This is a genomic window from Pseudonocardia sp. 2-7 (genome assembly GCF_056341085.1).
The window spans coordinates 1,252,303-1,272,751 of record NZ_CP094507.1 but is presented as its reverse complement, the minus strand read 5'-3'; the positions used below and the strand labels follow the sequence as shown (position 1 = coordinate 1,272,751).

At 75.1% G+C, this 20,449-nt stretch carries 21 protein-coding genes; 14 read left to right on the top strand and 7 right to left on the bottom strand.

Annotated features, from left to right (window positions below):
• The first annotated feature begins 49 nt into the window (after nucleotides 1-49).
• From MTO91_RS06455 to MTO91_RS06435, 5 genes are all read left to right on the top strand, one after another.
• Complete coding sequence (locus MTO91_RS06455) at nucleotides 50-1,012, top strand: Bug family tripartite tricarboxylate transporter substrate binding protein (protein WP_476654038.1); 963 nt, start codon at nucleotides 50-52, stop codon at nucleotides 1,010-1,012.
• On the top strand, nucleotides 1,009-1,533 hold the full coding sequence (locus tag MTO91_RS06450) for a tripartite tricarboxylate transporter TctB family protein (RefSeq protein ID WP_251785397.1): 525 nt from the start codon (nucleotides 1,009-1,011) through the stop codon (nucleotides 1,531-1,533). Before MTO91_RS06455 ends, MTO91_RS06450 begins: the two co-directional genes overlap by 4 nt.
• Complete coding sequence (locus MTO91_RS06445; RefSeq protein ID WP_476654037.1) at nucleotides 1,533-3,041, top strand: tripartite tricarboxylate transporter permease; 1,509 nt, start codon at nucleotides 1,533-1,535, stop codon at nucleotides 3,039-3,041. The genes MTO91_RS06450 and MTO91_RS06445 overlap by 1 nt, the downstream gene beginning before the upstream one ends.
• A gap of 157 nt (nucleotides 3,042-3,198) precedes the next feature.
• Nucleotides 3,199-3,573 carry an HD domain-containing protein gene (locus tag MTO91_RS06440; protein ID WP_405418878.1) on the top strand — a complete coding sequence of 125 codons (375 nt, stop codon included), beginning with the start codon at nucleotides 3,199-3,201 and terminating at the stop codon, nucleotides 3,571-3,573.
• Between the two features lie 15 nt (nucleotides 3,574-3,588).
• On the top strand, nucleotides 3,589-3,819 hold the full coding sequence (locus MTO91_RS06435; RefSeq protein ID WP_405418879.1) for a hypothetical protein: 231 nt from the start codon (nucleotides 3,589-3,591) through the stop codon (nucleotides 3,817-3,819).
• Here the strand turns inward: MTO91_RS06435 and MTO91_RS06430 are convergent.
• Complete coding sequence (locus tag MTO91_RS06430) at nucleotides 3,816-5,402, bottom strand: AMP-binding protein (protein ID WP_476654036.1); 1,587 nt, start codon at nucleotides 5,400-5,402, stop codon at nucleotides 3,816-3,818. The two genes, MTO91_RS06435 and MTO91_RS06430, sit on opposite strands and share 4 nt — an antisense overlap.
• Nucleotides 5,402-6,553 carry an acyl-CoA dehydrogenase family protein gene (locus tag MTO91_RS06425; protein ID WP_062400804.1) on the bottom strand — a complete coding sequence of 384 codons (1,152 nt, stop codon included), beginning with the start codon at nucleotides 6,551-6,553 and terminating at the stop codon, nucleotides 5,402-5,404. The genes MTO91_RS06430 and MTO91_RS06425 overlap by 1 nt, the downstream gene beginning before the upstream one ends.
• Nucleotides 6,554-6,620: 67 nt before the next feature.
• Here MTO91_RS06425 and MTO91_RS06420 point away from each other — a divergent pair, with 67 nt between their 5' ends.
• From MTO91_RS06420 to MTO91_RS06405, 4 genes are all read left to right on the top strand, one after another.
• Nucleotides 6,621-7,235: a TetR/AcrR family transcriptional regulator gene (locus MTO91_RS06420; RefSeq protein WP_062400803.1), complete on the top strand. Its 615-nt coding sequence runs from the start codon at nucleotides 6,621-6,623 to the stop codon at nucleotides 7,233-7,235.
• Between the two features lie 267 nt (nucleotides 7,236-7,502).
• Nucleotides 7,503-8,621 (top strand): dimethylsulfone monooxygenase SfnG, encoded by a 1,119-nt coding sequence (sfnG, locus tag MTO91_RS06415; RefSeq protein ID WP_476654818.1) that lies wholly within the window; start codon nucleotides 7,503-7,505, stop codon nucleotides 8,619-8,621.
• A 123-nt stretch (nucleotides 8,622-8,744) separates the two neighbouring features.
• Complete coding sequence (locus MTO91_RS06410; protein WP_357546205.1) at nucleotides 8,745-8,840, top strand: putative leader peptide; 96 nt, start codon at nucleotides 8,745-8,747, stop codon at nucleotides 8,838-8,840.
• A gap of 194 nt (nucleotides 8,841-9,034) precedes the next feature.
• On the top strand, nucleotides 9,035-10,273 hold the full coding sequence (locus tag MTO91_RS06405; protein WP_476654035.1) for an acyl-CoA dehydrogenase family protein: 1,239 nt from the start codon (nucleotides 9,035-9,037) through the stop codon (nucleotides 10,271-10,273).
• A gap of 97 nt (nucleotides 10,274-10,370) precedes the next feature.
• Here MTO91_RS06405 and MTO91_RS06400 read toward each other — a convergent pair whose 3' ends face one another.
• The gene (locus tag MTO91_RS06400; protein WP_476654034.1) at nucleotides 10,371-11,684 is read right to left on the bottom strand and encodes a TMEM165/GDT1 family protein; all 1,314 of its coding nucleotides are present in this window, start codon (nucleotides 11,682-11,684) and stop codon (nucleotides 10,371-10,373) included.
• A gap of 317 nt (nucleotides 11,685-12,001) precedes the next feature.
• Between MTO91_RS06400 and MTO91_RS06395 the strand changes: the two genes are divergently transcribed.
• The 3 genes from MTO91_RS06395 (at nucleotide 12,002) to MTO91_RS06385 (ending at nucleotide 15,567) form a co-directional block, all read left to right on the top strand.
• On the top strand, nucleotides 12,002-13,171 hold the full coding sequence (locus tag MTO91_RS06395; RefSeq protein ID WP_062400800.1) for a thiolase family protein: 1,170 nt from the start codon (nucleotides 12,002-12,004) through the stop codon (nucleotides 13,169-13,171).
• A gap of 17 nt (nucleotides 13,172-13,188) precedes the next feature.
• Nucleotides 13,189-13,935, top strand: coding sequence for an E3 ubiquitin ligase family protein (locus tag MTO91_RS06390; RefSeq protein WP_308818316.1), 747 nt, complete (start codon nucleotides 13,189-13,191; stop codon nucleotides 13,933-13,935).
• Between the two features lie 111 nt (nucleotides 13,936-14,046).
• Nucleotides 14,047-15,567, top strand: a complete 1,521-nt coding sequence (locus tag MTO91_RS06385; RefSeq protein ID WP_476654033.1) for a S1C family serine protease — start codon at nucleotides 14,047-14,049, stop codon at nucleotides 15,565-15,567.
• A gap of 131 nt (nucleotides 15,568-15,698) precedes the next feature.
• Here the strand turns inward: MTO91_RS06385 and MTO91_RS06380 are convergent, their stop codons facing one another.
• The 3 genes from MTO91_RS06380 to MTO91_RS06370 are packed head-to-tail and all read right to left on the bottom strand — an operon-like array spanning nucleotide 15,699 to nucleotide 17,597.
• Complete coding sequence (locus MTO91_RS06380; RefSeq protein WP_476654032.1) at nucleotides 15,699-16,349, bottom strand: DedA family protein; 651 nt, start codon at nucleotides 16,347-16,349, stop codon at nucleotides 15,699-15,701.
• Nucleotides 16,346-17,146, bottom strand: coding sequence for an MBL fold metallo-hydrolase (locus MTO91_RS06375; RefSeq protein WP_476654031.1), 801 nt, complete (start codon nucleotides 17,144-17,146; stop codon nucleotides 16,346-16,348). The genes MTO91_RS06380 and MTO91_RS06375 overlap by 4 nt, the downstream gene beginning before the upstream one ends.
• A gap of 16 nt (nucleotides 17,147-17,162) precedes the next feature.
• A complete protein-coding gene (locus MTO91_RS06370; RefSeq protein ID WP_251785433.1) occupies nucleotides 17,163-17,597 on the bottom strand; it encodes a TIGR03618 family F420-dependent PPOX class oxidoreductase in 435 nt (144 codons plus the stop codon).
• A gap of 211 nt (nucleotides 17,598-17,808) precedes the next feature.
• On the opposite strand from MTO91_RS06370, the gene MTO91_RS06365 reads away from it, so the two are divergent.
• Together MTO91_RS06365 and MTO91_RS06360 are read left to right on the top strand one after the other, a co-directional pair.
• The gene (locus tag MTO91_RS06365; protein WP_476654030.1) at nucleotides 17,809-18,504 is read left to right on the top strand and encodes a hypothetical protein; all 696 of its coding nucleotides are present in this window, start codon (nucleotides 17,809-17,811) and stop codon (nucleotides 18,502-18,504) included.
• Nucleotides 18,505-18,665: 161 nt separating this feature from the next.
• The gene (locus MTO91_RS06360) at nucleotides 18,666-19,241 is read left to right on the top strand and encodes a class F sortase (RefSeq protein ID WP_476654029.1); all 576 of its coding nucleotides are present in this window, start codon (nucleotides 18,666-18,668) and stop codon (nucleotides 19,239-19,241) included.
• Here the strand turns inward: MTO91_RS06360 and MTO91_RS06355 are convergent.
• A complete protein-coding gene (locus tag MTO91_RS06355; protein ID WP_476654028.1) occupies nucleotides 19,181-20,428 on the bottom strand; it encodes a citrate synthase in 1,248 nt (415 codons plus the stop codon). The genes MTO91_RS06360 and MTO91_RS06355 overlap by 61 nt on opposite strands.
• Between the last annotated feature and the right edge of the window lie 21 nt (nucleotides 20,429-20,449).

Here is a 20,449-nt window from a genome sequence, read left to right as displayed (position 1 = left end):
CCCCACGTCGCCCGGGCCGCGGCCCCGGGTCGGACCTCTCCTCGGCACGGTGGTGGCCGTGCTGGCCGCCCTGCTCCTCGTCCCGCCCGCGGTGGGCGCGATCGGCGGCGGCGGCGACGGCACCCAGCTCCGCGGGCTGCGGATGCTGGTCCCGAACGCCCCCGGCGGCGGCTACGACGTCACCGCCCGCAGCGCGGCCAAGGCCATGGAGGACGCCGGGCTGACCGGGTCGGTCGAGGTCTTCAACCTGCCCGGTGCGGGCGGCACGGTCGGGCTCGGCCGGACCGTCAACGAGGCCGGCGACGACCGGCTCGTGATGAGCATGGGCCTGGGCGTGGTCGGGAGCGTGTACTCCAACGACTCGCCGGCCACGCTCGAGCAGACCACACCGATCGCGCGGCTCACCGAGGAGACCGAGATCGTCGTCGTCCCCGGTGACTCGCCCTACCGGAACGTGGGCGACCTGCTGGCCGCCTGGCGGGCGGCCCCCGGGAAGACCCCGGTCGGCGGCGGCTCCTCCCCCGGCGGCCCGGACCACCTGGCCCCGATGCTGATGGCCGAGGGCGCCGGCGTGGACCCGCGCGCGGTCAACTACGTCTCCTACGACGGCGGCGGCGAGCTGCTCGCCGCCGTCCTCGGCGGCAAGGTCGCGTTCGGGGTGTCCGGGCTCGGCGAGTTCGCCGACCAGATCGCCTCGGGCGACCTGCGGGTGCTCGCGGTGACCGCGGGCGAGCGGATCCCCGGCCTCGACGCGCCGACGCTGCGCGAGTCCGGCGTCGACGTCGAGTTCACCAACTGGCGCGGTGTCGTCGCGCCGCCGGGGCTGGACCCCGAGGGCGTCGCCGAGCTGGAGAGCGCCTACGCCGAGCTGCACACGACGCCGGAGTGGCGCGAGGTGCTGGCCCGCAACGGCTGGCAGGACGCGTACCTGCCGGGGCCGGAGTTCGGCCGGTTCCTGGCCGACGAGGACGCCCGCGTCGAGCGGGTACTGACCGGGCTGGGGCTGACGTGACGACCATCGGGGACACCGGGACCGCTCGCTCCTGGTGGAAGGAGCACTCGGAGCTGGGTGTGTCGGTGCTGCTGGCCCTCACCGGCCTGCTGGTGCTCGGCGACACCCTCGCCGAGGGCGGCGGCGGCAGCGCGTCCGACCCGCTCGGACCGCGCACCGTCGCGTTCGTGCTCGGCGCGGCGCTGCTGGTGCTGGCGGCGCTGCTGACCGTCGACGTCCTGCGCGGCGGCCGCGGCGAGGCCGAGGGCGGCGAGGACGTCGACCTCGACACCGCCGTGGACCTGCGCACGGTCGGGATGCTGGCCGGGGTGATCGTCGCGACGGCGGCGCTCATCCCGCTCGCCGGCTGGCCGATCGCCGGGACCGTCCTGTTCGCCGGCGCCACCTACGCGCTCGGCTCGCGCGCGGTGCTCCGCGACCTCGGCATCGCCGCCGCGGTCTCGCTGCTGACCTGGGTGCTGTTCGACGCCGTGCTCGGCGTCGACCTCCCGGGCGGCCCGCTGATGGGGGTGTTCGGCTGATGGGCACGTTCGACCTGCTCATGCACGGGTTCGCACACGCGCTGACCCCGCAGAACCTGCTGTTCGCCGCGTTCGGGGTGCTGCTCGGTACCGCGATCGGCGTGCTGCCGGGCATCGGCCCGGCGATGGCGGTGGCACTGCTGCTGCCGGTGACCTACGCGTTCGACCCGACCGGTGCGTTCATCATGTTCGCCGGCATCTACTTCGGGGCGATGTTCGGCGGGTCGACGACGTCGATCCTGCTGAACACCCCCGGCGAGTCCGCCTCGGTGATGGCGGCCATCGAGGGCAACCCGATGGCGAAGTCCGGGCGCGGCGCCCAGGCGCTCGCCACCGCCGCGATCGGGCACTTCATCGGCGGCATCGTCGGCGTGACCGGGCTGGTCCTGGTCGCCCCGCTGATCGCCTCGGTGGCCGTCGACATCGGCGCCCCGGACTACTTCGCGATCATGGTCCTGGCCTTCGTCGCCGTCAGCGGCGTGCTGGGCGCCTCGCGGGTCCGCGGGTTCGCCGCGCTCGCCCTGGGCCTCACGATCGGCCTGGTCGGGCTCGACCCGATCTCCGGGCAGCCGCGGCTCACCTTCGGGGTGCCGCAGCTGGCCGACGGCATCGACGTCATCATCGTCGCGGTCGGGCTGTTCGCGATCGGCGAGGCGCTGTGGGTGGCCGCCCACCTGCGACGACGCAAGCAGGAGGTCATCCCGGTCGGGCGCCCGTGGCTGGGCCGCGAGGACCTGCGGCGGACCTGGAAGCCGTGGCTGCGCGGCCCGTTCATCGGCTTCGGCTTCGGTTCGATCCCGGCCGGCGGCGCCGAGATGTCGACCTTCATGGCGTACGTGACCGAGCGGAAGCTCTCGAAGCACCCGGAGCAGTTCGGGAAGGGCGCCATCGAGGGCGTCGCCGGGCCGGAGTCCGCGGCCAGCGCGTCGTCGGCGGGGACGCTGGCGACGATGCTGACCCTCGGCCTGCCGACGACGGCGATCGCCGCCGTCATGCTCGCCGCGTTCCAGCAGTTCGGCATCCAGCCCGGCCCGCTGCTGTTCCAGAAGGAGCCTGACCTGGTCTGGACGCTCATCGCGAGCCTGTTCATCGGCCTGGTCATGCTGCTGGTGCTGAACCTTCCGCTGGCCCCGGCCTGGGCGACGCTGCTGCGGATCCCGCGGCCGTACCTCTACGCGGGCATCCTGTTCTTCGCCTGTGTCGGCGCCTACGCGGTGTCCGGCCAGCCGGTCGACCTGCTGGTGCTGCTCGCGATCGGCGGCATCGGGTTCCTGATGCGCCGGTTCGGGCTGCCGGTGCTGCCGGCGATCATCGGCGTCATCCTCGGCCCGGACGCGGAGCTGCAGCTGCGCCGCGCCCTGCAGATCGCCGACGGCGACGTCACCACGCTGGTCTCCACCCCGCTCGCGATCGTCGTGTACTCGCTGATCGCGATCCTGCTGGTCGCCCCGGTCGTGCTCCGCGCGGTCCGCGCCCAGCGGGGCGACCGGGAGTCCGAGACGGTCTGACCCGGTCGGTGCCCCGACACGCCCCGCGGCCGCACCGGCCGCGGGGCGTCGTCGTCCGCGCGGTGATCCGTGCGCCGCGCGCGTCCGGACGCACGCGCGGCACGGATCACCGCGCGCGCAGCGGATCACCCCACGGCGGGTGGGGCAGGATCGGGTCATGGGGTTCGACGCCGCCCGCGCGCTCGCCGAGACGCTGCTGGCCCACCAGCGCCCGGAGCTGTGGGAGCGCGCCCAGCGGGCGGCGATCGCGGCCCGCGCCGCCGCCGAGGACAACGGGCACGACCGGGACCTGCTGATGACGGCCGCGGTGCTGCACCCCATCGGGCACTCGCCGGTCACCCGCCGGACCGGGGACCCGCAGCGCGACGCCGCCCGGTTCCTCGAGGTCCGCGGCTACGACGCGCGGGTCGTCGAGCTCGTCGCCGGGCGCGGCCCGCTCGCCGGTGCGCTGCTCGCCTGCACCGACGCGGCCACCGTCACCCCACCGGATCCGGACGATCCGCCCGCAGGAGCGGCGCCGACGGTGTCGTAGCGCAATCCTGGGCCGGTGGCGGTCACCGAGGCCCCGCGGCGGGTCCGCAACCGGGTGGGCTCCTGGCTCCTGCAGGACGCGCACCGTCCCCACCGGCAGGGCCCGCACGCCCGGCCCAAACCGGAGCACCCGCGCCACGCCCGGTGCGAGGTCACCGGCGTCGGCGAGGTCGCCCCGATCACCCGGGAGATCCTGCGGGAGGCCGAGCCCGACGTGGCCCGGCCTCCCGTGGTGCACGTCGGCTAGGGCGGCCCGTAGTGGCCGGCGTGGGTCTCGCGGACGACGTTCTTGCGGATCTTCCCGGTCGAGGTGCGCGGCAGCTCGTCGGCGACGATCACCGCCTTCGGGACCTTGTAGGGGTCGAGGTGCGCGCGCAGCGCGGCCAGCAGCGCCTCCGGGTCGACCGTCGCACCGGGCCGGGGCACGACCACCGCGGTGATCGCCTCGCTCCACCGCTCGTGCGGCAGCCCGACCACGACCACCTCCGCGACGTCCGGTGCGGCCGCGTAGACGGCGCGCTCGACCTCCAGCGAGGCCACGTTCTCGCCTCCCGTCTTGATCACGTCCTTGACCCGGTCGGCGAACCACAGCACGCCGTCCTCGCCGAGCCGGCCGACGTCGCCGGAGTGGAACCAGCCGTGCCGGAACGCCTCGTCGGTCGCGGCGCGGTCGTCGAGGTAGCCGTTCATGGTGGACGGGCCGCGGTAGACGATCTCGCCCTCCTCCCCCGGGCCGAGCAGGGTCCCGCCGGAGTCCATGACCGCGACCCGGACCCCGGTGATCGGGGTGCCGACCGCACCGATGTGGGTCAGCTGGTGCTCGGGACGGAACAGGGTGGTGCACGGGCTCATCTCGGTCTGCCCGAACAGCAGCGCGAAGTCGCAGCCGAAGCCGTCCAGGCAGGCCCGGATCAGCGGCTCGGGCATCGGCGCCATCGCGTACACCGCGCGCCGCAGCGACGACAGGTCCCGCCCGGCGAACGACGGGTGCTCCAGCGCCGCCCGGTACATCATCGGCAGTCCGAACACCTGGGTGATCCGCTCGCGCTCGACCGTGTCGAGGAACGCGGCGGGCTCGAACCCCCGGGAGAGGTGGATCGTCGCCCCGACCAGCACCGCCGGGGTGCAGAACGCGTTGAGCTGCGCGGTGTGGAACATCGGCATCATCGCCAGGAAGCTGTCCGCCGCCGACCAGCCCGAGTCCAGCGCCGCGGAGAACGACTCCAGGGTGACCGCCAGGTGCGAGGTGACGACGCCCTTGGGGAACGACGTCGTCCCCGAGGTGTACAGGTAGGACAGCGGGTCCCGGTCCTCGACCAGCACCTCGACCGGCCCGGCGCCGTCACCTCCCCCGGCCTCGACGTCGGCCAGCGGGACCCCGGCCCCGGCCGGCCCGCCGGTGCCGGGCGCGACGAACACCTCGGTCAGCGCGGGCACCTGCTCCCAGGCCGGCGCGAGCGCCGCGACCAGCTGCGCCTCGACGACGATCCCGCGGGCCCGGGAGTGGCCCAGGACGTAGGCGACCTCGTCCGGGCGCCAGCCCAGGTTCACCGGCACGCAGACCAGGCCGAGGCGGGCGCAGGCGTAGTAGACGGCGAGGAACTCGGCGCTGTTGCCCGAGGCCAGCGCGAGCGCGTCGCCGCGGGTCCAGCCGCGCGCGGCGAGCCCGCGGGCCAGCCGGTCCACCCAGGCGTCCAGCTCGGCGTAGGTCCAGGACCGCTCCCCGTCGACGACGGCGGTCCGCCCCGGCCGGGCGGCGGCGCTGCGGCCGAGCGCGTCGGCGACGTTGACCCGCCCGATCAGGTTCCGGCCGAGCTCGCCGGCACCCATCAGTACGACCTCGGCAGCCCGAGCCCGTGCTGGGCGACGTGGTTGAGGATCATCTCGCGGTTGACCGGCGCGACCTGCATGAGCCGGGCCATCCCCCAGTACGGGATCAGCCCGTATTCGCCGGCCAGACCGTTGCCGCCGTGGGTCTGCATGGCCGCCTCGACGGCGTGCGTCGCCGCCTCCGCCGCCGCGTACTTGGCCATGTTGGACTCCTCGCCCGCGGGCATCCCGCGGTCGTGCAGCCACGCGGCCTTGCGGGTCATCAGCGCCGCGAGCTCGGTCTCGATCCGGGCCCGCGCCAGCGGGTGCGAGACGCCCTGGTGGGCACCGATCGGGGTGTCCCAGACCTGCCGGGTGCGGGCGTAGTCGGCCGCCTTGGCCAGCGCGAACCGGGCGATGCCGACGCCGAGCGCGGCGCCGGTGATCCGCTCGGGGTTGAGCCCGCGGAAGACCTGGCGGAACCCGTCGCCCTCGGCGCCGACCAGGTTGCCCGCCGGGACGCGGACGTCGTCGAAGTGCAGGACGTGCTGCTTGTCCGGGGCGATGAGGTCCACCGGCAGCGGGGTGCGGGTCAGCCCGGGCGAGTCGACCGGCACGACGAACAGGCTCAGGCGCGCCTTCCCGTCCGGCGCCCTCCCGGTCCGCGCGACGACCAGCACGGCCTCGGCGTCGTCGGTGCCGGAGATGTAGTGCTTGGTGCCGGTGAGCACCCAGTCGTCGCCGTCACGGTCGGCGCGGGTCGCCATCCGGTGGGTGTTGGACCCCGCCTCCGGCTCGGTGATCGCGAAGACGACCTTGGTCGAGCCGTCGGCGAGCCCGGGCAGCCAGCGACGGCGCAGCTCCTCGGAGCCGAACTCCCCGATCACCTCGGCCGAGATCGCGGCGGACACCAGCACCAGCAGCAGCGGGGCGCCCTGCGCCGCGGCCTCCTCGCAGACGATGGACAGCTCCACGAGCCCGCCGCCACCGCCCCCGTGCTCCTCGGCGACGTTGACGCCCAGGAACCCGGCCTGCCCCATCGCCTTCCACAGCTCGTGGGTGTGCCGGCCCTCCCGGGCGCACCGCAGGTAGTACTCGCTGCCGTAGGAGGCCGCGATGGCGCCGACGGCCGCCCGCAGATCGCGTTCCTCGTCGGTCTCGGTGAAGTCCACGCCGACTCCCTAGTGATCCGTTGTTCACTTGTGGCGGACCGTACCGCGCGGATGCGATGCTGGAAAGATGCCGACGCGAACCAGCTCCGGAACCGCGGGACCCCCGCGGCGGCGCGACCCGGAACGCGGGGAGCGGATCCTCGAGGCGGCGGCCCGGCTTGCGGCCGGGCGCGGCTTCCACACCGTCGGGATGGCCGAGATCGGCGCCGAGGCCGGCATCGTCGGGTCCGGGATCTACCGGCACTTCGCCTCCAAGGAGGCCGTCCTGCTCGCCCTGCTCGACCGCGGCATGGCCCGGCTGGAGGCCTCCGCGGCGGCGGCGCTGGCCGCGGGCACACCCGAGCGCGAGACGCTGACCGTCCTGGTGGCCGACCACATCCGGCTGGTGACCGAGAACCGCACCGAGTTCGCCGTCTACTACGGCGAGGTCCACACCCTGCCCGCCGAGGCCCGCCGCGACCTGCGGCGCCGTCAGCGCCACCACGTCGAGGACTGGGTGCACGTGCTCGCCCCGCTGCGTCCGGACCTGTCCGACGGCGAGCTGCGCGTGCTGGTGCACGCCTGCGTCGGCGCAATCCAGTCGACGCTGTTCTTCCGCAGCGGCCTGGACCAGCACCGGCTCGTGGGGTTGCTCGGCGGGCTGGCGCACGGTCTGCTCGGCGTCGACCCGGTCCACCGGTGAGGACCCGTGGTGATCTCCCCGGCATCCGGTTGACAACGATTCGCACCGCGGGTTCGGTGGAAGCGTGACCGGCTTCCTGCTGACCCGACGCCGTCACGTCGACAACCTCGTCGTCGTGAGCCAGGCCTGTCGCTGATCGCGTCACCGCAGATCCGTTTCCTCCCTCTTTTCTCTTTCCGGCGCCGTCGTGTGCCTGTCTGCCGTGCCCGGCACACCCCCGAGGAGTCTCCCGTGTCCGATGCTCTCGCCACCACGCCCAACACCCGGATCCAGGAGCCGCTGAAGTTCGCGTACTGGGTCCCGAACGTCTCCGGCGGGCTGGTCACCAGCACCATCGAACAGCGCACCGACTGGGGCTTCGAGTACAACAGGAAGCTGGCGCAGACCGCCGAGAACAACGGCTTCGAGTACGCGCTGTCCCAGATCCGCTACATGGCCAGCTACGGCGCCGACCACCAGCACGAGGCCACCGCATTCTCCCTCGCGCTGGGCCTGGCCACCGAGCGGCTCAAGGTGATCGCCGCCGTCCACCCCGGCCTGTGGGAGCCCTCGGTGCTGGCCAAGTGGGTCGCCACCGCCGACCACCTGACGAACGGCCGGCTCGCGGTCAACGTCGTCTCCGGCTGGCTGAAGGCCGAGTTCACCGCGATGGGCCAGCCGTGGCTCGAGCACGACGAGCGCTACCGCCGCAGCAACGAGTTCATCCGGGTACTGCGCGAGATCTGGACCTCCGACGGCGGCGCCGAGTTCGCCGGCGACTTCTACCGGATCCGCGACTTCGACCTCAAGCCCCGCCCGGTCGAGGTCCCCGGCCGTCCGCACCCGGAGATCTTCCAGGGCGGCAACTCCACCGCGGCCCGCTACAACGGCGGCACCGTGTCGGACTGGTACTTCTCCAACGGCAAGGACTACGACGGCTTCTCCGAGCAGGTCGAGGAGGTCCTCGGCCACGCGAAGACCGCCGAACGCCTGCAGCCCGTCCGGTTCGGCCTCAACGGCTTCATGATCGCCCGGGACGGCGAGAAGGAGGCCCGGGACACCCTGCGCGAGATCATCGAGAAGGCCAACCGGCCCGCCGTCGAGGGCTTCCGCGACGCCGTCCAGCAGGCCGGCAACTCCACCGGCGACAAGCGCGGCATGTGGGCGGACTCGTCGTTCGAGGACCTCGTCCAGTACAACGACGGCTTCAAGACCCAGCTGATCGGCACCCCGGAGCAGATCGCCGACCGCGCGATCGAGTACAAGCGGCGCGGCGCGAACCTGCTGCTGCTCGGCTTCCTGCACTTCCAGGAGGAGGTCGAGTACTTCGGCGCGAAGGTGCTGCCGATCATCCGCGAGAAGGAGGCCGAGCTGGCCGCCCGCGAGCCGCAGCTCACCACCGTCTGAGCGACACCGTCCGCACGGGCCCGGCGACCGTCGTCGCCGGGCCCGTCCGCGTTCCCGGGGCCCGTCCTGACCGGACATCCCGCGCCGCGTCCCATTCCCGGGAACGTCTCGTTGACTTCCACCGTGATCTCCCCGAACACTGGGGCCGTGCTGTTCACCGAGCTCACCCGTCGACGCCACGTCGACCTCTCGCGTGTGACCTCGTCGCTCTGTCGCTGACCGGCATCCCCGCGGAGCAGGCTCCCTGACCTGCGCCGCGGCCGGCGACCCCGGTCGCCGGTGACCGCCCCGACAGTTCCCTCCCGTCCGGGCCCACCGTTCCTCCGCCGATCCGGTGCGCATTCCCGCGCGTATCCGCCGCATCGTGCGCCGCCGCGCCCGGACACCTTTCTCCGACGACGAGGAGACACACCGTGACCACGACCGAGAACCGTTCCGAGCCCACCACCGTCGAGTCGCTCGACTGGTCCACCACGCCCACCGACGCCCCGGACTGGCTGGCCCGGGCCCGCGACGTCCGCCGTGTCCTGGAGCGTGACGCCGCGGCCCGCGACCGGGCGGGCGCCACCCCGCACGACGAGGTCGCCCTGCTCAAGGACTCCGGCCTGGTCACCATCCTGGGGCCGGTCGAGCACGGGGGCGGCGGACAGGAGTGGCCGCTGGCCTACCGGGTGATCCGCGAGGTCGCGGCGGGCGACGGCTCCATCGGCCAGCTGCTCGGCTACCACCTGCTCTGGTTCTGGGCCGCCCGGCTGGTCGGGACGCCCGAGCAGATCGCGGCGGTCGAGGCCGACGCCACCCGCAACCGCTGGTTCTTCGGGGGCGCGGTCAACCCGCGCGACGCCGAGCTGACCATCCGCGACGAGGGCGACGAGCTCGTCTACTCCGGCCGCAAGTCCTTCTCCACCGGCAGCAGGGTCTCCGACGTCACCGTGCTGGAGGGGGTGATCGAGGGGACCGACACCCACGTCTTCGCCATCGTGCCGAGCCACCAGGAGGGCATCGTCTTCGGCGACGACTGGGACAACATCGGCCAGCGCCTCACCGAGTCCGGCAGCGTCACGATCACCGACGTCCGGGTGCCGTGGGCGGCGGCCGCCGGGTTCACCGACAGGGTGTTCACGCCGCGGGTCTACAACACGCTCAACGTGCCGATCATCCAGCTCGTCTTCGTGGAGTTCTACCTCGGGATCGCCCGCGGGGCGCTCGAGACCGCGGCGCGCTTCACCCGCGAGCGGACCCGGCCGTGGCTCCACGGCGGCCACGAGCGTGCCGTCGACGAGCCCTACCAGCTCGACCTCTACGGCGACCTGCACGCGAAGCTGTGGGCGGTGGAGGCGCTGGCCGACGCCGTCGCGCAGGAGCAGCAGGCGATCCACCGTGACGCCGACGGCGTCACCGCCGAGCAGCGCGGCCGGCACGAGGTGCGGGTCGCCGCGGTGAAGGCGCGTGCCACCGACGTCGCGCTGGAGATCACCTCGGGGATCTTCGAGGGCCTCGGGGCCCGCGCGACGACCACGGAGCTGGGCTTCGACCGGTTCTGGCGCAACGTCCGCACGCACACCCTCCACGACCCGGTCGCCTACAAGCGGCGCGAGGTCGGGGCGTGGGTGCTGCGCGACGAGCTGCCCGAGCCGACCTGGTACTCCTGACCCGCCTGCGGACCCCGGTCCCCCCGGACGACACCGCCCGCCCCGGTCGCGCCGGGGCGGGCGGTGTCGTCGCCGCAGTGGCGTCGCGGCGGGCCGCTCAGCCGACGGTCGTGCGGTCGCCCTCACCCGCGGGGGTGCGGTCGGCGCGGACCCGCGGGAGGAACCGGCCGGTCCGGGCGCGGTACTCGTCGTACTCGGCGCCCAGTGCGCTGCCCAGGCCGGGCTCGTAGACCGCACGGGCCTGGATCTGCACCGCGACCAGGATCAGCACCCCGGCGAGCACGCCGAGCAGGGTCGGGGCCATGAACAGCATCCCGGCGCACCCGACGATCAGGCCCGTCAGGGCGGGGTTGCGGACGCGGCGGTAGATCCCGCCGGTGGCGAGCACCGGGCGTCGTGCGGCGTCCGGGTCACCGGCCGCGGCCGCTCCGGCCTCGGTGGCCGAGCGGCGCCACACCGTGCCGAGCTGCAGCATCGCGACCGCGACGACGGCGAAACCGAGCAGCAGCAGCCCCGCCCCGACGACGGCGACCGCCGGCCGGGCCAGCACCGAGATCGGCTGCAGCACGTCGAGGGCGACCAGCAGCGGCGCACCGAACCCGAGCACCGCGGCCAGCACGAACAGCGTGCGGGCCCACCAGGCCGGGCTGCCCGGGGTCCGGGCGACGTCGAGCCTGCGCTCCCCGCGGGCGCGGTGCGCACGACCGCGGAACCACAGCCCGGCACCGACGGCGAGGGTCCCCAGCACCAGCGCGGCCCAGCCGAGCCCGTGGTGCCCGGCGACGTCGACCACGCGGCCCCAGGCGTCCTCGCCCCACACCTGCGGGACGGCCTCGTAGAGCAGCCAGGCGCCGAAGACGAAGAACATCACCGCGGCGCCGATCGAGATGGCCCGCTCCGGGAGCCGCTTGCCGAGCTGACGCCCGACGACGATGGCCAGCCCGTCCGCGGCGACCATGCCGACCGTGGACCCGGCCCAGATGCCGATCGACCCGGCGAGGGTCCCGTGCTGGGCGGCCAGGGTGATCGTCGCGAGCATCGTCTTGTCACCGAGCTCGGCGAGGAAGAACGCGACCGACGCGGCGACGACGGCGGACCCGCCGGCCCGCTTGGCCTTCGCCTCCTCGTCCTCGGAGAGGCTGTCACCGCGCAGTGTCCAGGCACCGAACGCCAGGAACGCGACCGCCGCGACCAGCGCGATCCAGCCGGTCGGGATCGACGCGCCCAGGCCGTAGCCGACGGCGACCGACACGAGGTGGGTCACCGAGGTGGCGATCGTGATCCCGATCAGGACCGGGACCGCGTTGAAGCGCGTCGCGAACGTGAGGGCCATGAGCTGCGACTTGTCGCCCAGCTCGGCCACGAAGATGACGCCGAAGCTGATCGCGAACGCGATCAGGAATCCGTCCATGTCCATCCCTCGATCTCGACCGGACCGAGGTTGGGGTGCCCTCGACCCGGTATATCCGGATCGAAGGTCTCGCTCGCCTGGTCGTGGTCAGGCCGCTGCACCCGGGTCGGCCGTCGGAGTACGAGGCGGACCAGTATGTCGAGCGCAGCGTTGGGAGCTACTCCCCTTCGCGTACGCCGGAGACGGTACCTCATCGATCCAGGGCGCCTCGACACCTGATGCACATACGACGCTGTGATCGCCCTCTCAGCGCCGACCCCCTCCGATGGCTTAGCGTCGCGAACGAGTCGTGTCACCGGTGACCGAGGAGGACCCCCATGCCCGAGGCCGTCGTCTGTGCCGCCGTCCGCACACCGATCGGGAAGCGGAAGGGGTCCCTGGCCGAGGTCCACCCGGTCGACCTGTCCGCCGCCGTGCTGAGCGCCCTGGCCGAGCGGACCGGGATCGACCCCGCCGTCGTCGACGACGTCGTGTGGGGCTGTGTGAACCAGGTCGGCGACCAGGCCGCGCAGATCGGCCGCTACGCGCTGCTCGCCGCGGGCTGGCCGGAGACGGTGCCCGGGGTGACGGTGAACCGCGCGTGCGGGTCGAGCCAGTCCTCGTTCGACTTCGCGGCCGGGATGGTGCTGGCCGGGCAGTACGACGTCGTCGTCGCCGGTGGGGTGGAGTCGATGACCCGGGTGCCGCTGGGCGCGGGCCGCGACCTGGGACGTCCCTACGGGCCGCTGGTGCGCGAGCGCTACCGCGCCGACCTGGAGTCCGGGGAGTTCCCGAACGGGGACTTCAACCAGGGCGTCGGCGCCGAGCGGATCGCCCGGGACTGGGGACTGTCGCGGACCCGGCTCGACGAGTACGCGGCACGCAGCCACGAGCTCGCCGCCGCCGCGATCGACGCCGGCGTGTTCGACGACCAGCTCGTCGACGTGCCCGGAGCGCCCGGGTTCACCGCCGACGAGGGCCTGCGCCGTGGCACCACCGCCGACACCCTGGCCGCGCTGAAGCCGTCGTTCTCCGCGGACGGGGTGATCCACGCCGGGAACAGCTCGCAGATCTCCGACGGCGCGTCGGCGGTGCTCGTGACCACGCCGGAGCGGGCCCGCGAGCTCGGCCTGACCCCGATCGTGCGCTACCACTCCGGGGCCGTGTCCGGCGCGGACCCGCTGCGGATGCTGACCGGGCCCGTCCCGGCGACGCAGAAGGTGCTGAAGCGCTCCGGGCTCTCGATCGGCGACATCGGCGCGTTCGAGGTGAACGAGGCGTTCGCGCCGGTCCCGCTGGCCTGGCAGGCCGAGCTGGGCGCCGACGACGCCGTGCTGAACCCGCTCGGCGGGGCGATCGCCGTCGGGCACCCGCTGGGGGCCTCGGGCACCGTGCTGCTCACCCGCCTGGTGCACCACATGCGCGACCGCGGGATCCGCTACGGGCTGCAGACCATGTGCGAGGGCGGCGGCACCGCCAACGCCACGATCGTGGAGCTGGTCGCCTGACCTGCTAGGTTCCGCCCGTGCTGTGGGTGGGGATCATCGCGCTGCTGGCCGGGGCCGCCTGCATCTGGGTCGCGGTCCGTACCCAGCGCCGGGTGCACGCGATGATGGCGGCCGAGACACTGTCGGTGCCCGAGCTGCTCGACCTCGCGGGCGTCGCGGCGGAGCTCGCCGGGCGGCCGGGCACGTTCCGGAAGGTCTGCGAGGTCGTCGGGCAGACCGCGCCCGCCCCGGTCGGGGTGCTGCGCTCGGACCTCGCGGGCGTCGACTGCGTGTGGCACATGCAGCGGGTCGAGCGCCGGTTCGAGCGCCGTGAGCGCGACGACGAGGGCCGCACCCGGACGCAGACCCACACCGAGACCGTGTCCGAACGGACGTCCCCGCACGGCTGGGCGCTGCTGCGCGACGGGCACACCATCGGCGTCGACCCGGGCGGGCGGCACCCGGACCCGGTGGAACGGGTGCTGGACCGGTTCGACCCGGCCGACGACCGGGGCCGGGGCGGGGACCGGACCGTCGGCTACCGCAACCAGGAGTGGGTGCTGCGCCCCGGCGTCGCGATGTACGTCCTCGGCGAGGTCGACGACCGCGACGGGCCACTGGTGATCCGGCCGCCGCAGGACGCCGGCGGGACCTTCGTGCTGTCCACCCGCACCGAGGCCGAGCTGACCGCCTCCGACCGGCGCGCGCAGCGGCTGTGGGCCCGCGGCGGGGCCGCCCTCGCGGTGCTGGGACTGGTGCTCACGGTGGTCGGCGCGATCTCCTGACCTGCCCGGACCGCCGGTGAGGACCCGCGTGCCGGGCACTCTCACCCGATGCCCGAGCGATTCCCAGCGCGGTCACAGGGTCGTCTCAGGGTCACGGCGCACAGTTGCCCCATGACCGAGAACGGGCCGGGAACGGGCGAGTCGTCCGACGGACGGACCTCCACCGGAGGCGGCGCCACCGACCCCGTCCGGCCCGCACGGCGTCACGAGGGGGCGGTCCCCGCCCACCCGGCCGGCGACGACGGCACCCACGCACAGGAGGCGACCACCGTGACCGACACCGACCACCGGCAGCAGGGCGGCAGCCAGGGGGGCGACCCGGGCGGCGGCCACGGGACCCAGACGCCCCCGCCGTGGGCGACGACGAGCAACCCCACGATCCCGGCCTACGGCGCGGGGAGCCCGCCCACCTCGGTGTACCCGCCGTTCCCGCAGCAGGGTCCGGCACCGAGGCCGCCGCGCCGGTTCGGGGCGGGCCTGGCCGCCGTCGCGCTGACGGCCGCCCTCGTCGGCGGTGCGGCCGGTGTCGGCGGCGCCTACCTGGTGCTCGACGGTTCCTCCACCCCGGCCACGCTGACCAGCGCCGCCGCCCCCGGCACCCCGGCCACCCCCGCCGACGGCTCGATCGCCGGTGCCGCGGCCGCGATCACCCCGAGCACGGTGGACATCCAGGTCCGCACCGCGCAGAGCGTCGCCGAGGGCTCCGGGGTCATCCTGACCTCCGACGGCCAGATCCTCACCAACAACCACGTGGTCGCCAACGCCACCGACGGCGGCCGGATCACCGTGTCCACCGCCGACGGGAGGCAGTACACCGCGACCGTCGTCGGCACCTCCCCCAGCTACGACCTCGCCGTCATCAAGCTGCAGGGCGCCACGGACCTCAAGCCCGCCACCCTCGGGGAGTCCTCGAGCGTGCAGGTCGGCGAGCAGGTCGTCGCGAACGGCTCGCCGCAGGGCCTGTCCGGCACCGTCACCGCGGGCATCGTCTCGGCGCTGAACCGGACCGTCACCGCGGGCGGCGACGGCCAGGCCCCGGTCGTCTACAACGGCCTGCAGACCGACGCCCCCATCAACCAGGGCAACTCCGGCGGCCCGCTGGTCAACCTGGCCGGGCAGGTCGTCGGCATCAACTCCGCGATCGCCACCGCCGGGCAGAGCTCCGGCTCGATCGGGCTGGGCTTCGCGATCCCGGTCGACACCGCCAAGCGGGTCGCCCAGGAGCTGATGGACTCCGGCGTCGCGACCAAGCCGCAGCTCGGTGTGCAGGGTTCGGTGTCGGCCTCCGGCAGCGCCCCGAGCGGGACCGCGGGCGCCCAGATCACGACGGTGGAGCCGAACTCGCCGGCGGCCGCCGCGGGCATCACGGCGGGCGACGTCGTCACCAAGGTCAACGAGTACCCGGTGTCGAGCTTCGCGGACCTGATCGCCCGGGTCGGCAACTTCACCCCCGGCCAGCAGGTCACGCTGACCGTCGGCAGCGGGTCCGGTGCCCGCGAGGTGCCGGTGACGCTCGGCAGCGTGCGCGACACCGCCGCCGCGACCGCCCAGAACGGGGCGCGCACCGTGCCCGAGGGCGGCTCCACCGGCGAGCTGCCGTTCGGCATCAACCCCTTCGGGGGCGGCAACTGACCTGATCCCCCGGGGCGACGCCACGCCCCGGGCACCCGCTCCGGCCGGGCGCGACACCCCCCTCCCGTCGCGCCCGGCCGGTTCCGTGTGCACGGTGGACGGGCGTGCCGGGACGGCGGGGCTGCCGGTACTCAGCCGGTGGGGTGCCGGGCCCGTAGCCGCACCCGCCCGGCCAGCGCGGTGACCGCCGCGACGACGGCCACCAGCCCGACCGCGAGCAGCGCGGCCACCAGCGGGGAGTCGGTGAGGTTGCCGGTCAGCACCCCGAGCACGCCGTAGAGCAGCGTCCACAGCACCGCCCCGGCCGCGACCGCGGGCACCAGCTTCGCCCAGGCCATCCCGGAGACCGCGGCGGCGATCAGGGTCGGCACCCGCCCCGCAGGGGCGACCCGTCCGACCAGCACGACCAGCCAGCCGCGCTCGGCGAACGCGCCGCGCATCCGTTCGATCCGGGCCGCGGTGCGCTCACCGCCGAGCCGCCCGCCGGCGACGGCGGCGCGGACCGGGTCACCGGCCAGGCGGGCGACGGCGAAGGTGATGACGTCACCGAGCAGGGCCGCGGCGAAGGACAGCAGCAGCACCACCGGCAGCGACAGGGCGGAGCTGGTCATCGCCGTCGCGGCGGCGGCGCCGACGATCGCACCGGTCGGCACGACCGGCACCACCGACCCGAGCAGCACTCCCCCGGCGACGACGAGGTAGGCGATCCGCCCGGCGTCCGGGCTGAGTTCGGCGTCCAGCCACTCCTGGGCGGACGCGGCCAGCAGGTGCGGCGCGCTCACGCCGGCGTTCCGACGGCGGCGCCGGGCGGGAGCACGAGGGTGCGGGTGGGCAGCCCGGCCGCGGCGACGGCGTCGGCGAAGTCGTGCGGCGGGCGCACGAGCAGCTCCCGCATCCGGGACCCGGTCCGTCCCGGGACCGAGCACAGCCCGGCCACGGCGAGGGTCCCCCAGTGCACCGGCAGCGCGACCGCCGGTGCGAGCCGACGGACGGCCTCGGCGGCACCGGCCGGGTCGAGGTGGCCGGGGCCGAGGTTCGGGCCCCACCCCCACACCGGCAGCGCGGCGAGGTCGATCGGGCCCTGGGCGGCGACGTCGTCGAGCCCGGGGAACAGGCCGGTGTCACCGGCGACGTAGACGCGCAGCCCGTCGCCCTCCAGCAGGTGCCCCATCGCGTCGGCCTGCGGGCCGTGGGTGAACCGGGGTCCCCACCGGTGCCCGGAGTGGTCGGCCGGGGTGCCGGTGACGCGCAGCCCGTCGAAGACACGGGTCTGCCCCACGGCGAGCTCGGAAACCCGGGCGACACCACGACGGCGGAGCCAGTCGCCGGCGCCCGCGGGGACCACGACCTCCACCGCGCGGGGCAGCCGGCGCAACGAGGCGAGGTGCAGGTGGTCGGCGTGCAGGTGGGAGATCAGGACCAGGTCGGCCCCGGCGGGCCCCGTCGGGTCGACGGCCGGCGCGGCGCGGCGCAGCGGTCCGACCGACCGCCCCAGCACCGGGTCGGTCAGGACGGTGCGCCCGCCGATCCGCAGCCGCAGGGTGCTGTGGCCGAGGAAGGTCGTCTCCGGCAGGTCCACACCGTCGAGTATCCCCTCAGGCGTTGCCGAGGACCCGGTCGACGGCGATCTGCAGCACCACCCGTGCAGGGTTCTCCCGGGGCTGCTTGTACTCGGCGGCGTAGCGGCGCTCGGCGTCGGCGACGACGTCGGGCTCGTCCCGCACGACGGCGCGGCCCTCCAGCGTGGACCAGGTGCGCCCGTCGACGACGGTGACGCTGACCCGCGCCCCGTCCGGCCCGGCCGCGGCGACGTTGCGCGCCTTCTGCGACCCGCCGCTGCAGATCACCCGGGCGGTGCGCCCGGCCACGTCGACGGTCACCCCCACCGGTACCGCGTGCGGGGTGCCGTCGCGGCGCGGGGTCACCAGGACGCACGGGCGGCGCTGGGACCAGAGCTCGACGAACGCGTCGGAGACACCGTCGTCGAGGGACCGGCGGCGACGCCGGGGCGGTTCGGGGGTGGTCGTCACGGTCGCCATCCTGGACGTCGCGCCGGGCCCCGCGCGCCCCGGCACGCCGAGGCGCCGGTCACTCCGGGCGACGCCACCCGCCCCGGTGATCCCCGTACGGGCGACTTCCCTGGCCCTGTCGACGGGGTGTCGCTTCACTCTCCGCCATCGGACAGGGCGTCCCGTTCGCCCCACCGGTCACCAGGATCACGTTCGTCACAGGGAGTGGATCATGACCGCACGTTCGCTCGTCCGCCGCACCGGCGCCGTCGCCGCGGCCCTCACCCTCGCCGCGCTCGCCGGGGTCCCGCTGGCGGGAGCGGCGTCGGCCGCGGAACCGGCCGTCACCCCGGTGGCGGGCGCCGTCACGGCACCGGCCGCCGTCGCCACCGTGGGCCCGGTCGTGACGGCCCCGGCCCAGGAGGACACCGAGGAGCCGCCCGCCGAGGAGCCCGCGGACGACGCGACGCCGGCCGACGAGGACCCCGAGGCCACCGCCCCGGACGCGACCGGTCCCGAGGGGACCGCGCCCGCGGAGACCGCCGCGGCCCCGGAGGCGACGACTCCCGCGGCCGGGGCCCCCGCCGCCGGGCGCGGCAGCGACCTGGACTGCGTCGATCTCTCCCGGGCCCGGGCCCAGGCCGTGCTCGCCGCCGACCCGTCGGACCCGAACAACCTGGACCGCGACAACGACGGCCGGGCCTGCGAGGGCTCGGACCTCGTCGCGGCCGCCGGTACCGGGCAGGTCCGCGCGGTCCCGGGTGGTGGCGTCGAGGCCGGTGACGGCTCCGGCGGCGCCGGGGTCGACCCCACGGTGTTCCTGCTGGTCGGGACGGGCGCGGTCCTCGCCACCGGGGCGGGCGTCGTCGTGTGGAGCGGGCGTCGCACCGGCCGCGCCGCGCTCCCCCTGACCACCCGCCACTCGTGACCCCCGCCCCCGCACCCGCTCCCGCGGCCCCGTGGGGACACCGCACGCGCGGCGCTCCGGAGAACGCGCTCCCGATCGGGGACGCGTCCTCCGACCCCGCGCGCGTCCGAGGTCCGCGGGGGCCGCTCGGGCCCCGTGCCGTGCGACGGGTGTGGTGGGGGGTGCTCGTCGTGCTGGCGCTGGCCGTCCCGCTCGGGGCGCCGCCGGTGGCGGTCGGCGGGGCGGTGCCGCCGCTGCCCACCACCACGCTCCGTCCGGCGGCGGCCCCGCTGCCGCCGTCGGAGCCGGTGCGGGTGCGGGCGCCCTCGATCGGGCTCGACAGCGGGCTCGTCCCGCTCGGCCTGACCGGTCGCGGAGCCCTCGAGGTGCCGCCCGACGGCGCCGACACCGGCTGGTACACCGGCGCCCCCACGCCGGGGGCCCGCGGGCCCGCGGTACTGGCGGCGCACGTCGACTGGGACCACGAGCCGGGCCCGTTCTTCCGGCTGCACGAGCTCGCCCCGGGTGACCTGGTGACCGTCGACCGTGCCGACGGGGTCACCGCGACGTTCGAGGTCCAGGCGGTGCGTCGCTACGCCAAGGACCGCTTCCCCACCGCGGCGGTCTACGGCGACCTGCCCGGCGCGGGCCTGCGGATGATCACCTGCGGCGGGACGTTCGACCGGGGTGTGCGCAGCTACACCGACAACGTCGTGGTGCTCGCCTCGCTGGTCGACCCGGGCCGCGGCCCGGTGTAGACGCCGGTCGGCCGGAACCGCAGACCGGGTTCGGCGTACTCCTCCAGGGCGTGCGCCACCCAGCCGACCGTCCGGGCGCAGGCGAACAGCAGCTCGCCGGCGTCCGGGCGCAGGTCGTGGGCGTGCATCAGCGCGGCGAGCGCGAGGTCGACGTTCGCGGCGGGGCCGTCGCCGCCGCGGTCCATCCCCGCGACGACGGCGTCGACGCAGGCCACGACGTCGTCCGCGGCCGGGTCGGCGCGCAGCCGGTCGAGCAGCACCGTGGCCCGCGGGTCGGTGCCCCGGTAGACCGAGTGGCCGAAGCCCGGGACCCGCTCGCCGGCCCGCAGCCGCTGGGCGAGCGCGCCGGGCGGGTCGTGCAGGGCGTCGGCGAGGAAGCGGTGCGCGAGCCCGCTGACCAGTCCGTGCCGGGGCCCGTCGAGGGCGCCGAGCCCGGCCGAGACGACGGCGTGCACGTCGGCCAGGGTGCTCGCGGCGACCCGGGCCGCGACCGTCGACGACGCCAGGCCGTGGTCGGCGAGCAGGACCAGCGCGGCGCGGACGTGTCCGGCCGTTGCCGGCGCGGGTGCCCGGTCCGGGTCACGGACCAGAGCCGGAAGCAGCCGCTCCGCCAGGCCAGCCCCCGCGACACCCGGCCCGCCCGCGGCTCCCGGGTCCCCGGCGAGCGCGGTCACGACCGTCCCCAGCAGCGACGACGCCGTCGCCACCACCGCTCCCGGCCGCGCGTCGGCGCGCAGCGGGTCGGCCGCGGCCACCGCGGCGACGGCGAGCCGGAACCGGTCGGTCGCCCGGGCCCCGGCGGGGGCGGCGGCGAGCACGGCACGCGCCGGGGCGAGCAGGTCCGGGTCGGCGTCGAACGGCACCCGGCCGGGGACCTCCCACAGCAGCGCCGCGACGTGCTCGAGATCCTCCGACCCCGCGAGCGCGGGCACCGCCAGCCCGCGGAACCACGGCCCGCCGTCGGCGACGAGTGTGATCCGCGTCCTGATGCGCTCGACCGTCCCGGACGGCTCGCCCGACTCGCGGCCGCGCGCGGCGAGGGCCTCCACCTCGTCCTGGGCGAACAGGCTGCCCCGCCGCTGCGCGCCGCGCACGCTGGTCAGCAGCCCGCGGCTGGCGTAGGCGTACACGGTCTCCCGCTTCACCCCGAGGCGTTCCGCGGTCTCGGCGACGGTCAGGTACTCCACGACGTGGACCATATCAACATT

Bases quoted from the DNA above. Each gene is read 5' to 3' on its own strand.
- MTO91_RS06445 (WP_476654037.1), top strand. From the start codon at position 1,533: ATGGGCACGTTCGACCTGCTCATGCACGGGTTCGCACACGCGCTGACC.
- MTO91_RS06440 (WP_405418878.1), top strand. From the start codon at position 3,199: ATGGGGTTCGACGCCGCCCGCGCGCTCGCCGAGACGCTGCTGGCCCAC.
- MTO91_RS06430 (WP_476654036.1), bottom strand. From the start codon at position 5,402: ATGGGTGCCGGCGAGCTCGGCCGGAACCTGATCGGGCGGGTCAACGTC.
- MTO91_RS06420 (WP_062400803.1), top strand. From the start codon at position 6,621: ATGCCGACGCGAACCAGCTCCGGAACCGCGGGACCCCCGCGGCGGCGC.
- MTO91_RS06400 (WP_476654034.1), bottom strand. From the start codon at position 11,684: ATGGACGGATTCCTGATCGCGTTCGCGATCAGCTTCGGCGTCATCTTC.
- MTO91_RS06395 (WP_062400800.1), top strand. From the start codon at position 12,002: ATGCCCGAGGCCGTCGTCTGTGCCGCCGTCCGCACACCGATCGGGAAG.
- MTO91_RS06385 (WP_476654033.1), top strand. From the start codon at position 14,047: ATGACCGAGAACGGGCCGGGAACGGGCGAGTCGTCCGACGGACGGACC.
- MTO91_RS06365 (WP_476654030.1), top strand. From the start codon at position 17,809: ATGACCGCACGTTCGCTCGTCCGCCGCACCGGCGCCGTCGCCGCGGCC.